Source organism: Streptomyces sp. NPDC048337, assembly GCF_043201175.1.
Lineage (GTDB): Bacteria > Actinomycetota > Actinomycetes > Streptomycetales > Streptomycetaceae > Streptomyces.
Map to the genome: position 1 here is coordinate 78,930 of NZ_JBICYR010000007.1, position 14,102 is coordinate 93,031.

Annotated in this window: 14 protein-coding genes, 2 tRNA genes and 1 pseudogene; 11 read left to right on the plus strand and 6 right to left on the minus strand. The window is 70.6% G+C overall.

Translation table 11 applies throughout. From position 1 onward, the window contains the following. Positions 1–16 precede the first annotated feature (16 nt). From epsC to ACGFYU_RS14090, 7 genes and pseudogenes are all read left to right on the plus strand, one after another. Positions 17–586 (plus strand): serine O-acetyltransferase EpsC, encoded by a 570-nt coding sequence (epsC, locus tag ACGFYU_RS14060; RefSeq protein WP_393827548.1) that lies wholly within the window; start codon positions 17–19, stop codon positions 584–586. 66 nt (positions 587–652) lie between these two features. Next, positions 653–1,606: pseudogene (locus ACGFYU_RS14065) on the plus strand (acetyl-CoA carboxylase biotin carboxylase subunit family protein); the annotation flags it as partial. A 30-nt stretch (positions 1,607–1,636) separates the two neighbouring features. Then, positions 1,637–2,869, plus strand: coding sequence for a pyridoxal-phosphate dependent enzyme (locus tag ACGFYU_RS14070; protein ID WP_393827770.1), 1,233 nt, complete (start codon positions 1,637–1,639; stop codon positions 2,867–2,869). Next, the gene (locus tag ACGFYU_RS14075) at positions 2,866–4,140 is read left to right on the plus strand and encodes an ATP-grasp domain-containing protein (RefSeq protein ID WP_393827549.1); all 1,275 of its coding nucleotides are present in this window, start codon (positions 2,866–2,868) and stop codon (positions 4,138–4,140) included. The genes ACGFYU_RS14070 and ACGFYU_RS14075 overlap by 4 nt, the downstream gene beginning before the upstream one ends. Positions 4,141–4,189: 49 nt before the next feature. Further along, a complete protein-coding gene (locus tag ACGFYU_RS14080; protein ID WP_393827550.1) occupies positions 4,190–5,476 on the plus strand; it encodes an ATP-grasp domain-containing protein in 1,287 nt (428 codons plus the stop codon). 8 nt (positions 5,477–5,484) lie between these two features. After that, the gene (locus tag ACGFYU_RS14085) at positions 5,485–6,747 is read left to right on the plus strand and encodes an MFS transporter (protein ID WP_393827551.1); all 1,263 of its coding nucleotides are present in this window, start codon (positions 5,485–5,487) and stop codon (positions 6,745–6,747) included. A 60-nt stretch (positions 6,748–6,807) separates the two neighbouring features. Continuing rightward, complete coding sequence (locus ACGFYU_RS14090) at positions 6,808–7,260, plus strand: cupin domain-containing protein (RefSeq protein WP_393827552.1); 453 nt, start codon at positions 6,808–6,810, stop codon at positions 7,258–7,260. A gap of 70 nt (positions 7,261–7,330) precedes the next feature. Here ACGFYU_RS14090 and ACGFYU_RS14095 read toward each other — a convergent pair whose 3' ends face one another. After that, positions 7,331–7,879 (minus strand): nucleoside deaminase, encoded by a 549-nt coding sequence (locus ACGFYU_RS14095; RefSeq protein WP_393827553.1) that lies wholly within the window; start codon positions 7,877–7,879, stop codon positions 7,331–7,333. 27 nt (positions 7,880–7,906) lie between these two features. Further along, a complete protein-coding gene (locus tag ACGFYU_RS14100; RefSeq protein ID WP_393827554.1) occupies positions 7,907–8,743 on the minus strand; it encodes an LLM class flavin-dependent oxidoreductase in 837 nt (278 codons plus the stop codon). Positions 8,744–8,983: 240 nt separating this feature from the next. Here ACGFYU_RS14100 and ACGFYU_RS14105 point away from each other — a divergent pair, with 240 nt between their 5' ends. Beyond that, positions 8,984–9,508: a MarR family winged helix-turn-helix transcriptional regulator gene (locus ACGFYU_RS14105; protein ID WP_393827555.1), complete on the plus strand. Its 525-nt coding sequence runs from the start codon at positions 8,984–8,986 to the stop codon at positions 9,506–9,508. A 39-nt stretch (positions 9,509–9,547) separates the two neighbouring features. Next, on the plus strand, positions 9,548–10,072 hold the full coding sequence (locus ACGFYU_RS14110) for a GNAT family N-acetyltransferase (protein ID WP_393827556.1): 525 nt from the start codon (positions 9,548–9,550) through the stop codon (positions 10,070–10,072). A gap of 78 nt (positions 10,073–10,150) precedes the next feature. On the opposite strand, the gene ACGFYU_RS14115 is transcribed toward ACGFYU_RS14110, so the two are convergent. After that, positions 10,151–10,223, minus strand: a tRNA-Ala gene (locus ACGFYU_RS14115). A gap of 162 nt (positions 10,224–10,385) precedes the next feature. Between ACGFYU_RS14115 and ACGFYU_RS14120 the strand changes: the two genes are divergently transcribed. Further along, entirely contained in the window at positions 10,386–10,934 is a 549-nt protein-coding gene (locus ACGFYU_RS14120; RefSeq protein ID WP_393827557.1) for a helix-turn-helix domain-containing protein, read from the plus strand. Positions 10,935–10,991: 57 nt separating this feature from the next. Next, on the plus strand, positions 10,992–12,275 hold the full coding sequence (locus ACGFYU_RS14125) for a serine/threonine-protein kinase (RefSeq protein ID WP_393827558.1): 1,284 nt from the start codon (positions 10,992–10,994) through the stop codon (positions 12,273–12,275). Here the strand turns inward: ACGFYU_RS14125 and ACGFYU_RS14130 are convergent. From ACGFYU_RS14130 to ACGFYU_RS14140, 3 genes are all read right to left on the minus strand, one after another. Then, the gene (locus ACGFYU_RS14130) at positions 12,262–13,578 is read right to left on the minus strand and encodes a hypothetical protein (protein WP_393827559.1); all 1,317 of its coding nucleotides are present in this window, start codon (positions 13,576–13,578) and stop codon (positions 12,262–12,264) included. The genes ACGFYU_RS14125 and ACGFYU_RS14130 overlap by 14 nt on opposite strands. A 123-nt stretch (positions 13,579–13,701) precedes the next feature. Next, positions 13,702–13,836, minus strand: a complete 135-nt coding sequence (locus ACGFYU_RS14135; RefSeq protein ID WP_208809277.1) for a DLW-39 family protein — start codon at positions 13,834–13,836, stop codon at positions 13,702–13,704. Positions 13,837–13,981: 145 nt separating this feature from the next. Continuing rightward, a tRNA-Ile gene (locus ACGFYU_RS14140) sits at positions 13,982–14,055 on the minus strand. Positions 14,056–14,102: the final 47 nt, after the last annotated feature.

Sequence of the window (14,102 nt, forward strand, 5' to 3'; positions counted from 1 at the left end):
GAAGGAAGACCTTTCCATGATCGTCTCGCGAGACCCGTCGATACGCACCCGTGCGGAGGCGCTGCTGCATCCCGCCCTGCCGGCGCTGTGGACCCACCGGGTGGCACATGTCCTGTACTCCCGCGGGCACCGTCACGCCTCGCGGATCCTGGCCTACCTGGCGCGCGCCGCGACCGGCGGCATCGAGATCCATCCCGGTGCGCGGCTCGGCCGGCGTGTGTTCATCGATCACGGGGCCGCGGTGGTGATCGGGGAGACCGCCGAGATCGGCGACGACGTCACGATCTTCCACCAGGTCACGCTCGGTGCGGTCGGCTGGTGGCGGGACGACCGGCGCGAGCCCGGTGCCCGCCGGCACCCGGTCGTCGGCAACCGGGTGGTGATCGGCACCAACGCGATCGTGCTCGGTCCGGTCACCATCGGCGACGAGGCGCTGATCGGTGCCGGCTCCCTCGTGCTGGCCGACGTGCCGGCCGGCGCCCGGGTGATGGCCCCCGCCGCCGAGATCGCGACACGGCTGTCCGCCGCGGACCGCGAGCAGTCAGCGCAATTGCTGCGCGCCCTGGCCACATCCGGGTGCTGGTGACACCCCTCCCGCCCCTGTTCCCCGCATCCCAGCCGACCACGAGTCGGCATGCCATCGGAGGCATAAATGATTCACGTCGGTGTCCTGGAGAGCAACCTCTCCGGTTCCGGGTTCGAAGGCCTGCAGATCATCAAGGAACTCGACTGCCGGGTCACCTTCTTCACCCGCGATCTGGACCGATACCTGGAAGTGCCGGGCGGCCCGGCCTACTTCGACAAGTACGTCGACGAGATCGTGCACTGTGAGACGAACATCCTCGAAGAGCTCCTTCCGCACGTGCACGCGGCCGGGGCCGAGCACCCCTTCGACGCGTTCCTGACCCTGGCCGAGTACGACGTGGTCGTGGCCGCGGAGGTGGCGGTCCTGCTCGGGCTTCCCACGGTCAGCGTCGACGGGGTCGCCGTGGCACGCAACAAGGCGCTGATGCGCCGGCGCTGCGCCGAGCTCGGGGTGGCGATGCCGGCGTTCCGCACGGTGCAGACCGCGGCCGAGGCGGAGGCGGCCGCTGCGGAGATCGGCCTGCCCGTCGTGGTGAAGCCGGCCGACGAGACCAGCAGCGCCGACGTCCGGCTGGTCGACACTCCGGGGCAGGCCGGCGAGCACGTCGCGCTGATCCGGTCCCGGGTGGAGAACACCCGCGGCCAGAGCCGCTACCACGAGCTGATGGTCGAGGAGTACCTGAGCGGTCCCGAGGTCAGCGTGGAGGTGCTGGCCGAGGGCGACCGGTACGAGGTGCTCGGGGTGACCGACAAGTCGGTCGGCGGCCAGGGCTACTTCGTCGAGCTGGGCCACAGCTTCCCGTCCGCCCTGCCCGAGTCGACGGTCCGCGCCTGCGGCGACCTGGCCGTGGAAGCGCTGCGCGCGGTCGGATTCGACATGGGCATGGCCCATGTCGAGATCAAGGTGACCGCGTCGGGGCCCAAGCTCATCGAGATCAACCCGCGGCCCGCCGGGGGCAAGATCACCTACCTGGTCGACCGCGCCCTCGGCATCCGCTCCCTGGAGCTGGTGACCCGGCAGTACCTCGGTCAGCCGCTGCCGGCCGAGGTGGTGCCGAAGGAGCCGGTCGCCGGCGCCGCCATCCGCTACCTGATCGCGCCGCCCGGCCGTGTCGTGTCGATCACCGGTGAGGACCGCGCCGCCGCGCTGCCGGGCGTGCTGGAGGTCACCCTCAAGCCGAAGCCGGGCGACGTACTGCGGGAGCCGCGCCGCAACGGCGACCGGTCCGGGCACGTGCTCGTGGTGGCCGAGACCGCCCAGCTCGCGGCGCGGACCGCGGAGGCCGCCGCGAACGAGATCAACATCCGGACCGAGCCGGTGAACCGGCGTCCGGTCGCGGACTCCCTCGCCGACCTGATCGGCGGTACGCCGCTGCTCCGGCTGCCGATGGACCGGATCCAGGACGGCGTGCCGGCCGACGCCGACGTGCTGGCGAAGCTGGAGCTGTTCAACCCGTGGTCCAGCAGCAAGGACCGGGCGGCGCTCTGGATGCTGCGCGCCGCCGAGGAGCGCGGGCAACTCACCCCGGGCAACGGCACCGTGATCGAGGCGACCTCGGGCAACACCGGGATCTCGCTCGCCGCGCTGGCGGCGGACCGCGGCTACCGCTGCGTCATCGTGCTGCCCGACAACGCGACCCCGGAGCGGGTGGCCATCCTGGAGCACCTCGGCGCCGAGGTGGTGCGGACACCGCACACGGGTGGCTACCAGGCCGCCGTCGACAAGGCCGAGGAACTCCACCGGGCGACCCCCGGTTCGTGGTTCTGCTGCCAGCACGACAACGCGGACAACGTACGGGCCCACTACGAGTCGACCGGCCCGGAGATCTGGTCCGACTGCGACGGCCGGATCGACGTGTTCGTCGGCGGGGTCGGTACGGGTGGCACGCTCAGCGGTGTCGGCCGCTTCCTCCGCGAGCGGAACCCCTCGGTCCGTCTCGTGGCGGTGGAGCCGGCCGGGTCCCCGCTGCTCTCCGGCGGTGAGCCCGGCACGCACTGCATCCCCGGGTTCAACGGCGGCTTCATCGCACCCACGACCGACCAGGACCTCATCGACCTGGTGGTCCCCGTCTCGGACGCCGACGCGCTCGACACCACGCGGCGGCTGGCGCGGCGCATCGGCCTCACGGTCGGTGTCTCGGCGGGCGCGGTCGTGCACGCGGCCGGTGTCCTGGCCGCCCGTCCGGAGTACCGGGGCAAGCGCATCGTGACCCTGCTGCCCGACACCGGTGAGCGGTACCTGAGCCTGCTGAGCCGCGTGACCGACAGCGGCGGTGCCCGTTGAGCACCACCGTTCCCCCCGACGGCCGGCCCCGCCTGCTGATGGTGATGCCGTACCGGCAGTTCGTCCAGAAGGCACAGGCGGAAGGGTTCTGGGTCGCTGCGATCTGGGACACCCGGCTCGAGTCGCCGGAGTACCTCGACGAGGTGCGCGATCTGGCGGACGTGTTCGTCCTGACCGACTTCCGGGACCAGGAGCTGCTGCGGCGCACCATCCTCGAGGTGGCACGGGAGCACAGCGCCTCGGTGATCTACCACATAGGCCGCGAAGAGAGCATGGTCGCCGCCTACGAGGCCGCCGAGGAACTGCACGCGGAGCTCAATCCGGCTGCGGCGATCCGCTTCCTCGCCGACAAGCACGCGATGCGGGGACTGCTGGCGGAGCGGGGACTGTCTCCCGTGTCCTTCGAGGCGGCGGCGACCCGCGACGAGGTACCGGACGCGGTCCGGCGCGTCGGCTGCCCGGCCGTGGTCAAGCCGACCGCGCTCGCGGGCAGCAGGGGCGTGTTCCTGTGGCAGGAGCCGGAGGACCTGGCGGCCTGGACCGCGCTGGTCGACCAGTACGGCTACGACGGCCCGTTCCTGGTCGAGGAGTACCTGGTCGGCCCCGAGTACAGCGTGGAGACACTGAGCAAGGACGGCCGGCACCAGGTCGTCGGCATCACCGAGAAGCTGCTGGGGGCGCCGCCTCTGTTCGTGGAGGTCGGGCACGTTCATCCGGCGCCGCTGCCCCGTGACCGCGCGCAGGCCATCGAGGACCTGACCACGGAGTTCCTCACGGCGTGCGGCTACCGGTTCGGTCCCGCGCACACCGAGGTGATCTGGACGCAGCGCGGCCCGCGCATCGTCGAGTCGCAGGCACGGCTCGGCGGCGACCGGATACCGAGACTCGTGCAGTTGGCCAACGGGCTGGACATCGAACGGGCGATCTTCGCCGGCATCGCCGGCCCTCCGGCCGAGCTGTCCGCGCCGACGGCGTCGGCGACGGTGCGGTTCTTCACCTTCCCGCCCGGCCGCGTCGACGAGATCCGCGGCCTGGAAGCAGCCCGCCGACTCGACTTCGTCGACGAGCTGAACGTCCGGCTGCGGCCCGGCGACACCGCGTCGGACGTCCGTGACTCCAAGAGCCGGCACGGGCACGTCATCGTCTCCGGGGCCACCCCCGAGGAGGCGCAGGCCCGCTACGAGGAAGTGCTCGCCGCCATCGAGGTCGTCATCGACGGAGTGCCCGTGCGGGCGGACGGCCGGACCGAGGCGCTCGGAGCCCCCGCATGAGCGCCGTCGGCCGCGAGGTCCCCCATCACGGAAAGGCAGTGACCAAGCAGTGGTCCGCACCATCAACCAGGAGGTCGTCGTGACCGCCCACGACACGGACGCACAGGTGTTGTTCGTCGGCTACAACGCGGCCTACCTCCGCGCGATCGACAGGCGGGTCCCCGCCGGATCCGTCGTGGTGATCGAGGAACCCGACATCATCCGCAAGCGGAAGCTGCAGGACGCGGCATCGCGCTTCGACTGCCTCGACCGGATCGTCCCGGCGAGCTACCAGCAGTCGACGGAGGTCCTCGACCTGGTGGTCGAACTGTCGGCCGTGCGGCCGATCGCCGCCGTCGTGCCCGGCCTGGAGTACGCGGTACCGGCAACGGCCGCACTGGCCGAGAAGCTCGGGCTGCCGGGCGCGACCGAAGCGGCCGCGCAGGCGCTCCGGGACAAGGTCCGGCTGCGCGAGGTCACCGGCGCCGGCGGCGTCCGCAATCCGCGCTGGCGGGAGGTGTTCGGGCCCGAGGACATCCTCGAGTTCGCCGGCGACGGTCCGGTGGTGGTCAAGCCGGCGAACCGGCAGGCGAGCGTCGGCGTGCAACTGCTGGACTCGGTCGACGCCGCCACCGCAGCACAGGCGTGGGAGCGGACCTCGACGGCCGCCGAGTACGAGCAGGTGCCCGACCGGCCGCTGGACTGGCGCTTCCTGGCCGAGGAACGCCTGCAGGGCCCCGAGTTCAGTGTCGAGGCGCTGGTACGGCAGGGCGAGATCATCTTCCACAACATCACCGCGAAGACGGTGATCGAGGGTCCGTACCCGGTGGAACTCGGCCACCTGCTGCCCGCTCCGCTCGATGCCGGCACGCAGACCGCGTTCGAGGAGGCATCCCGGGCACTGGTCGCCGCGGTCGGTTTCCAGACCGGCATCCTGCACGCCGAGTGGATCCTGACCGAGAACGGTCCGACGCTGGTCGAATGTGCCGGCCGCTGCCCCGGTGACTACCTGATCGACCTGATCGACCTGGCCTACGACACGCGGATCCGGGTGACCCTGATCGATCTGCTGGCCGGCCGTCCGGTCACGCTGCCGCGCTCGTCGGAGCGGACCTCGGCGATCCGGTTCCTGGCCGCCGAACCGGGCACCGTGACCGAGGTGAGCGGTGTGGACACGGCGAAGGCACTGCCCGGCGTCCGGGACGCGGAGGTGGACGTCGAGGTCGGCGCGCAAGTCCGGCCGTGGGCATCGTCCTGGGACCGCGCCGGACACGTCATCGCGACCGGACCGGACGCGGCCGCCACGAGCCGGCGCGTCCTGGACGCGGACGCTGCCATCCGCATCACGACGGGCTGAGGAAACACATGTCTGCTCTGTTGCAGCGCGTCCGCGGTCTGCGCGGTTCCATGCCGGGAGGCTCGGTCGGAGCCCGGCTGGCCGTGATGGCGATCACCAACGCGGTGGGCACCGGTGCCTTCCTGGCCGTCTCCGTTCCCTTCGTCACCCGGTCCGTCGGCCTGACGGCGGGCAACCTCGGTCTCGGCCTCACCCTGTCCGCCGTCATCTCCCTGGGAACGGCGATTCCGATCGGGCACCTGGCCGACCGGATCGGCCCGAAGAAGGTCCTGGTCGGGGTGAACCTGTGGCGCTGCGCGTGCTTCCTGGTCTATCCGTTCGTCCAGAACCTGTGGCAGTTCCTTACGCTGCTCTGCGTGCTCGGCGTCGCCGACAAGGCGGCCTCTCCGATGGAACAGGCCCTGGTCGGGCAAGCGGTGGCGACCGAGGAGCGGGTCAGGGTCATCGCGCTCCTCCGGTCGATACGCAACGTCGGCTTCACCGTCGGCGCCCTGGTGGGCGGCTTGGGGCTGATGATCGACACCAGGCCGGGGTACGCGGCGATCCTGCTGGTCAACGCCGCCGCGTTCGCCGTCTCCGCGACGCTGGCCTCCCGGCTGCCACTGCTCAACGAGGTCGGGAAGAGCCTGCGCAAGCGCTTCTCGGCCAAGGTGCTGAAGGACGGATCGTTCCTGGCGTTCACCGGGATCAACGCGGTGCTCACCATGCACATGACCCTGCTCAGCATCGGCATCCCGCTGTGGATCGTCGGACACACGAAGGTCTCACCCGCGGTGATCTCCCCCCTGGTGGCGGTCAACACCGTGCTCGCGGTCGTCCTGCAGATGCGGGCCAGCCGGGGAACCGACACCATCGCCGGCGCGGCACGGGCACTGCTCTGGGCCGGCGCCTCGCTCGCGGTCTGCAGCCTGCTCCTCACCGCGGCTCCGAAGCTGCCGGTCGTCCTGGCCGTCGGCGTGCTGCTGCTGGCGATCATCGCGCTGACCGGCGGCGAGCTGTGGCAGTCCGCCGGAGGCTGGGGCGGGTCCTATCTGCTCGCGGTGCCCGGGCAGGAGGGCGTCTACCTCTCGGTCTTCTGGCTCGGCGTGGCCATCCAGCAGATCGCGGCGCCGCTCCTGATCAGCCTGGTCGTCACGGTCGGCGCCACCGGCTGGATCGCGCTGGCCGCGCTGTTCGCCGCCAGCGGCCTCGCGGCGCCGGCCATCGGCCGCTGGGCACAGGCCCAGATGGACCGCAGGGCCGATGACCCGAGCCTCGTCGAGGCCAGGTAACACCCTTACATTTCGGCCCGGTTGGCGGGTCGGTCGTTGTCAACACATAAGGAGAAGCACATGTCTCTGCCTCTGTACGTGCCGGCGGGCGAGGGCGAGTTCGTCAGGATCCGGGATACGAAGAAGACGTTCATCAAGCTCACCCACGAGCAGTCCGACGGTGAGTTCGGCTTCTACGAACACCACATGGCCCCCGAGGCGAACGGTGCCAGCCCGCACGTGCACGACAAGTCCACGGAGATGTTCTACGTGGTCAAGGGCGAGATCGAATTCACCATCGGTGATGAGAAGGTGGTGGGTGAGCCGGGCGCCTTCGCCTACGTGCCCAAGGGCGCACCGCACGGCTTCACCAACCGCGGCAAGGAGAACGCGATCCTGCTGATCATGTTCATGCCGGTCTTCCACCGCGAGGAGTACTTCCGCGGTCTGGAGCGCCTTACGGCCAACGGCCGCAACCCCAGCATGGAAGAGCTGCAGGAGCACATGGCGAAGTACGACCAGGTCATGGTCTGATCCGCCACCTGCCGAAACGCGACCGGGCCTGGCAGCAGATTCCGCTGCCAGGCCCGGTCGCGTTGTGCGATCAGCCCGCCGCGCCCAGCTTCGCGCGGAAACGGAGCTGCAACTCGCGGACCTGGTCGACGAGTTCGGGCACCGGCCCGGCCACCTCAAGGCCGGGGACGACGTCCTGGATGGTCAGCGGGGACAAGGGCGAGGTCACGGGCACGCCCCACTCGGCCTTCCAGTCCCGGGCCTGCTGGGACGAGCTCACGTACACGATGCGGCCCAGTCCGACCCACCCGTGCGCGGCCGCGCACATCGGGCAGTGTTCGCCCGACGTGTACACGGTCGCCGCGGCCCGCTCCTCGGCGGTCAGATGCGTCGCGGCCCAGCGGGCCAGTTCGAATTCCGGGTGCGCGGTCGGGTCCCCGGTGGTGGACTCACGGTTGCGCTCTTCGGCCCGGACCTTGTTGTCCGCGTCGACGAGGACCGACCCGAACGGCCAGTCGCCGGCGTCCACCGCCTCAGCCGCCAGTTCGATGCAGCGGCGCAGATGCCGCAGGTCGGCCTCGCTGAAGGAGGGGGCGCGGTCGGCGCCGCTCTCAGGAAGGTCGTGATGGTCGAGGGTCACGGCTGTTCCGTCTCTGTGTGGGGTTGGCTATGCCCGGTGCGCGGCGACGGTGGCGAGTGCCTGCCACGCCACCTCGGGCCGGAGGGTCTCGTTCGGGTCACCGAGGTACGGGTCGAGCAGCACAGTGCCGGCGCCGAGGAGGCGCAGCTGCTCGATGTCGTCGAGTACCTGGTCGATCGTGCCTTCGCCGGCACGGCGCTCCGGATCGTCGATCGGCTTTTCCGTCAGGCGGAGAACGATTCGCGGTGCCAGATCCGGGACCGGCTGCTGAAGTTCGTCGGCAATTTCCTTGAGCCGGCCAAGGGATTCCCGGAACCAGGACATCGTGAACCGCAGCGGATGCCATGGCGAACCAAGGCGCACCGCGCGGCGCAATGCGGCATCGCTGTTGCCGCCGATCCAAAGCGGAATCTGTCCGCAGCCATAGTCGGCTTCGTCGTCCCATGCGGCGCGCATGACTTGAATGTGTTCATCGGTCAGTGCGCCACGCCGGCGGAAGGGTACGTCCAGCGCCTCGAATTCCTGCTGGGCCCAACCGACGCCGAGGCCGAGAACCAGCCGCCCGCCGCTGAGTTGATGAAGGTTGGCCGCCATTCTTGCCGTCACCAGAGGATGACGGTAGGGAACGATGAGAACCGTTGTCCCCAGCGTAATCCTGGTGGTTTTGGCAGCAAGCCAGGAGAGTGTGGTAAAGGGCTCGAAGAACGGCGCCGGATACTGTCTGGCGACGTCGGGCGTCACTGCGACATGGTCGGAGACCATCAACAAATCGAAGCCGAGACCCTCCACGACTTCAGCCCAACGCGCAAGGTTTTCCGGGGTGGTTCCGGGCCCGAAGTTCGGGACGTTCACGCCTATCCGCATGGCGTCAGGTTAGCAACTGTTCACAGCCTGCGCGGCTCCCCGAGACATTTCAAGTCCAATAAAAACGATCACGGCGCTATGGGGTTTACGGGGTGGATTCGCGGCGTTTGCCGGATCGTTTATCCACGCCCGCTCCGCGGTCTCGGGCAGGCAGGGGTGGCGGCCGCCACCCGGGCTTCCCCACACAAGTACCTTGCCGCTAAGCTACTTCGGAGCAAGCAGTTGTGAAAGGCTGGTCCCATGGAGACGCACAGAGTCGCACGCCAGGGCGAGCCGCATGCGAAGCAGGACGCCGTGGACGCGATCATCAGCCAGTGGCAGCGGGCCAGGCCCGACCTGCAGACTGCCCCGATGGAGGTCTTCGGCCGGATCTATCGGCTGTCCCGGGAAATGGGCGACCGGATGGAGAAGACGTACCAACGGTTCGGCATCGGCCGTGGAGAGTTCGACGTGCTGGCCGTGCTGCGCCGGGCGGGCGAGCCGTACACGGTTTCCCCGCGCGAGCTGACGGCCACGCTGATGCTGACCACCGGCGGGATGACCGGGCGGCTGGACAAGCTGGAGCGGGCCGGCCTGGTCCAGCGCTCACCGGACCCGGCGGACCGGCGCGGCCTGCGCGTCACGCTCACGCCCGAGGGACTGTCGGTGATCGACCAGGCGGTCGGCACCGGCCTTGAGGAGCAGGCCAAGGTCTTCGCCGGGATGGAGCCGGAGCGGATCGAGCAGCTCAACGAGCTGCTTCGGGAGCTGCTGGCCGCCATGTAGGCGCGGGCGCCGATCGCCGGCCGGGTTATCGTCCGGACCATGCCCGAGCTCATCACGCCCACCCCACGCCTGCACACCTCCTGGCTCGCCGCCCGTGCCGAATGGGGCGACGACGCGCACATGGACGGCGCCGGCCTCGGCTCCGACGACGACGTGGAGAGCCCGGAGGGATTCGCGGCCTGGGTGGAGCGCCTGCACCGGTACGCCGACCGCACGGTGCCGGTCGAGCCGGGCCGGGTGCACGCCACGTACTGGTGGATCGCGGAGGGCGACACCTACCTCGGCGCCATCGACCTGCGCCACCACCTGAACGCCTTCCTCCTCGACGCCGGCGGCCACATCGGCTACAGCGTGCGCCCCTCGGCCCGTGGACGGGGCCTCGCCACCTGGGCGCTGGGCGCGGTGCTCCACGAGGCACGCGTCATGGGGATGGACCGGGTCCTGCTGACCTGCGACCCGGACAACGCCGCCTCGGTACGCACGATCGAGCGCAACGGCGGCGTCCTCGAAGACGTCCGCGACACCCTGATCGGCCCCAAGCGTCGCTACTGGATCGACCTCTGAGACCCGTCGGGCCACCCGCCCGCCGCACGCAAAGAACCCCTCCGCCCTGCGTTTCCGCAGTTCAGAGGGGTTCGTCTGTGGAGCCTAGGAGATTCGAACTCCTGACATCTGCCTTGCAAAGGCAGCGCTCTACCAACTGAGCTAAGGCCCCGTGGATCCGGGCACGCCTGTCCCCCTTGCGAGGAGCGGCCGTTCCGCAGAACAGAGTACCGGGTGTACCCCCTCATCTCGCAAAATGATAGGGACTCCCGCCCCGCGACCACTCTCCGTAAGATGCTCGCGAGGTTCGCACCAGCGAAGGGGAGTAGGAAGAGTGGACGCAGTACAACAAGAGGCCACGGCCAGAGCGAGAGAGCTTCAGCGCAGCTGGTACGGGGAGCCGCTGGGCGCGCTCTTCCGCCGGCTCATAGATGACCTCGGTTTGAACCAGGCCCGCCTCGCTGCCGTCCTCGGACTGTCGGCGCCCATGCTGTCCCAGCTGATGAGCGGCCAGCGCGCCAAGATCGGGAACCCGGCCGTGGTGCAGCGGGTCCAGGCCCTCCAGGACCTCGCCGGCCAGGTGGCCGACGGGAGCGTCAGCGCGGCGGAGGCCACCGACCGGATGGACGAGATCAAGAAGACCCAGGGGGGCTCCGTCCTCAGCAACAGCGGCCAGACCGCCTCGGGCTCGGGCGCTCCCACCGTCAAGCGGGTCGTCCGCGAGATCCAGTCGCTGCTGCGCTCGGTCGCCGCGGCCGGCGACATCATCGACGCGGCGGACACCCTCGCCCCCACCCACCCCGAACTGGCAGAGTTCCTCCGGGTGTACGGCGCGGGCCGCACCGCCGAGGCGGTCGCCCATTACGAGGCCCACCAGAACTGACACGCACGACGGCGGACGACGGATCACGGGTACGGGTGACGGGGGACGGGCACAGCGATGGGTGAGGTTTTCGCCGGTCGGTACGAGTTGATCGATCCGATCGGGCGCGGTGGCGCCGGCGCCGTATGGCGTGCCTGGGACCACCGGCGCCGCCGTTACGTGGCAGCGAAGGTCCTCTTGCAGAGCGACGCCCACACGCTCCTGCGGTTCGTACGGGAGCAGGCGCTGCGGATCGACCACCCGCACGTACTGGCCCCCGCCAGCTGGGCGGCCGACGACGACAAGGTCCTGTTCACCATGGACCTGGTCGGCGGCGGCTCCCTCGGCCACGTGATCGGGGACTACGGTCCCCTCCCGCCCCGCTTCGTCTGCACGCTGCTCGACCAGCTCCTGTCGGGGCTGGCGGCGGTGCACGCGGAAGGCGTCGTCCACCGCGACATCAAACCGGCCAACATCCTGATGGAGGCCACCGGAACCGGGCGGCCGCACCTGCGCCTGTCCGACTTCGGGATCTCCATGCGCAAGGGCGAGCCCCGGCTGACCGAGACCAACTACGTGGTCGGTACGCCCGGTTACTTCGCCCCCGAGCAACTGCTGGGCGCCGAGCCCGACTTCCCCGCCGACCTCTTCGCCGTCGGGCTGGTCGCCCTGTACCTCCTCAAGGGCCGCAAGCCCGACTCCCAGGGCCTCGTCGAGCACTTCCTCGCCCACGGCACTCCGGGAGCCCCGGAAGGCGTCCCCACGCCCCTCTGGGACGTCATCGCCGGTCTCCTGCAGCCGGATCCCCAGAGCCGGTTCAAGACGGCCACAGGGGCGCGCAAGGCCCTTGCCGAAGCCGTGGAGCTGCTGCCGCCGCCCGCGCCGGACGCGGATCCGGTGGAGGTGTTCGACCAACTCGGCCCGCTCCCGCCCGGCTTCGGCCCGGAGGGACCCCTGACGGCCTCCGCGACCCTGCCCGGCGGCGCCCCGGCGCCCGCGGCCTCCGCGACCCCGCCGGGCGGTTCCGCGTCCGTGACGGTGGCGGCGGAACCCACCCGTACCGATCCCCGCGCCACCGCCACGACGGCGGCCCCGGGCTACGGCGCCCCGACCGCCTCCGCCGGTGTGCCGACCGGGTCCGGCGCGACCGTCCCGTACCCGGCCGTCCCGGACCGGGTGCCCTCGTACGGCCCCTCGGAGACGGGGAGTTTCCACCTGCCCCCGCCCGTCGCGCACACCGCGGCTCCCCCGGCGAACCGGGGCGACGGCCTGGCCCCGCCGAGCCCGAAGGTCACGGCCGGAATCCTCGCCGCCGCACTGCTCTGCTTCGCGGTCGGGGTCTGGGCCCTCACCCAGCTGTAGCCCCGCGGCCCCGGCGGGCCAGCAGGATCCACCCGCCCAGCACGAGCAGCAGCAGCGCCCCGGTGCCGAAGCCGGCGCCCGCCACCACCCGCATCACGGAGTGCTTCCCGGCGGCCTCCGCGGCCTCCGGGGCGGTGAGCCCCTCCTTGGCGGCGGTCCGCTCCCCGTCCCCGACCCCGAAGCCGCCGGCGGCCAGGCCCTCCGTGTACGCGGGCGCCTTGGCCGGGGTGCCGGTGACGTCCATGCGCAGGGTCAGCGGCACGGGGGTCGCGTCCTCGGTGAACTCGGCGACCTTCCCGCCCATGGTCACGGCGATGTAGTACCAGCCGGCGATCCTCACGGGCTGCACCTCGCGGTCGCTCGCGTAGCGGTTCTCGTAGGCCACCGGCGGGGTCTTCTCCAGGGTGACCCCGGCCTGCTGCCCGTCGTAGGAGGTGTCCTTGGCCGCGACCAGGCCCCGGTAGGGGCTGTAGAGGGAGACGACGAGCCCGCCCGAGGCGGAACCGTACGTCTTGGTCATCCTGGCCTTGGCCAGCTCCGCGCTGAACCCCAGCTGCTGTCCCCAGTCCAGCGGCACGCGGTAGTACCGGGTCTGTCCGGGGCGCAGCTCGTCCCGCCACACTCCGGAGCCCAGCGCCCGTGCGTCGTTGAAGCCGGTCCCGCCGGTCCGGGGCACCGCCTCGGTGCCGGGCAGCGCGGCCGGGGTCCCCGAGGGCCAGGCGCTGGGCGCGGCGGTCGGGCCGCCGGAGCCGCGGCCGGGCTCGCGCTGGACGCGGAGTTCGAGCGGCCAGGGGCTCTGGTCGGAGCCCTTGGCCGACGTACGGGTCACCTTGGCGTAGTAGACGCCGGCCGGGGCGCAGTCGTCGTCCTCCGCCCCCGAGCGGACGCCGGCGGCGCTGAGGGGCGCCGGGTCGTAGTTGAGGCTCGCGCGGCCGGTGCTGCCCGGGCAGGACCGGCCGGCGGTGGTCATGATCTCCACCTCGATGCCGTCGCTGTACGAGACCTTGGCGTCGGGCCCGGGGCGGGCCACGGCGGAGACGTAGACGTTCGACTGGTCCTTCTTCAGGACGAGCCGGTACACACGCTCCCCGGGGCCGAGCGTGTCCTCGTAGACGTTCCCGGCCTCGATCAGCGGGGCGTCCGCCGTGGAGGGCTTGCCCTCGACCTTCTTCGCGCCGTCCGCCGCGCGGTACGTCGGCAGCGGCTGCGGCGCCTGCCCCTCGGCGTGCGCCGCCGCGGGCAGCGAGGCGGCCACCAGCCCGAGGGCCGCCCCCGCGAGCGCAGTTCTCCGTACCCGACCCATCACGCCCACCCCGAGTTTGCTAGCGCAAGCCAAATCTTTGCATAACGTAAGTTTTTGTCACAGAACAGCACAAAGCCCCGACCGCAGCGGCAGCCGGGGCTTCATGGGATCAGCCTTCGGGTCTCACACGCCGGAACCAGAGGGCACGGAGTCGGTTGCCTCCGTCCACAGGTCCTGCTCGGCGCGGTCCGCCTGGATCTGGCGGTACACGAGGAGCCCGCCGATGGCGGCCAGTGCGACCAGGAGCAGCTTCTTCACCGCGCGACCTCGTCTTTCGTTGACGTAGGGGACTTCTGACGCCCAACAATACACACGGACCGATACCGTTCGGTGACCTGTCGGCCCACCAAATGGCCCAACGTCGAAGACCCCCAGGCCTTGGGCCTGGGGGTCTTCGACACTGTGGGGCTAACAGGATTTGAACCTGTGGCCTCATCCTTATCAGGGATGCGCTCTAACCAACTGAGCTATAGCCCCTCCGCGCTCCCGCGCTGACTCCTGAAGATTAGCGCACGGAGGCGGTA

What these genes read in the sequence shown, in the direction of transcription:
- ACGFYU_RS14130 (WP_393827559.1), bottom strand. Translation starts at nt 13,578, where the DNA reads ATGGGTCGGGTACGGAGAACTGCGCTCGCGGGGGCGGCCCTCGGGCTG.
- ACGFYU_RS14125 (WP_393827558.1), top strand. Translation starts at nt 10,992, where the DNA reads ATGGGTGAGGTTTTCGCCGGTCGGTACGAGTTGATCGATCCGATCGGG.
- ACGFYU_RS14100 (WP_393827554.1), bottom strand. Translation starts at nt 8,743, where the DNA reads ATGCGGATAGGCGTGAACGTCCCGAACTTCGGGCCCGGAACCACCCCG.
- ACGFYU_RS14105 (WP_393827555.1), top strand. Translation starts at nt 8,984, where the DNA reads ATGGAGACGCACAGAGTCGCACGCCAGGGCGAGCCGCATGCGAAGCAG.
- epsC (WP_393827548.1), top strand. Translation starts at nt 17, where the DNA reads ATGATCGTCTCGCGAGACCCGTCGATACGCACCCGTGCGGAGGCGCTG.
- ACGFYU_RS14090 (WP_393827552.1), top strand. Translation starts at nt 6,808, where the DNA reads ATGTCTCTGCCTCTGTACGTGCCGGCGGGCGAGGGCGAGTTCGTCAGG.
- ACGFYU_RS14110 (WP_393827556.1), top strand. Translation starts at nt 9,548, where the DNA reads ATGCCCGAGCTCATCACGCCCACCCCACGCCTGCACACCTCCTGGCTC.
- ACGFYU_RS14085 (WP_393827551.1), top strand. Translation starts at nt 5,485, where the DNA reads ATGTCTGCTCTGTTGCAGCGCGTCCGCGGTCTGCGCGGTTCCATGCCG.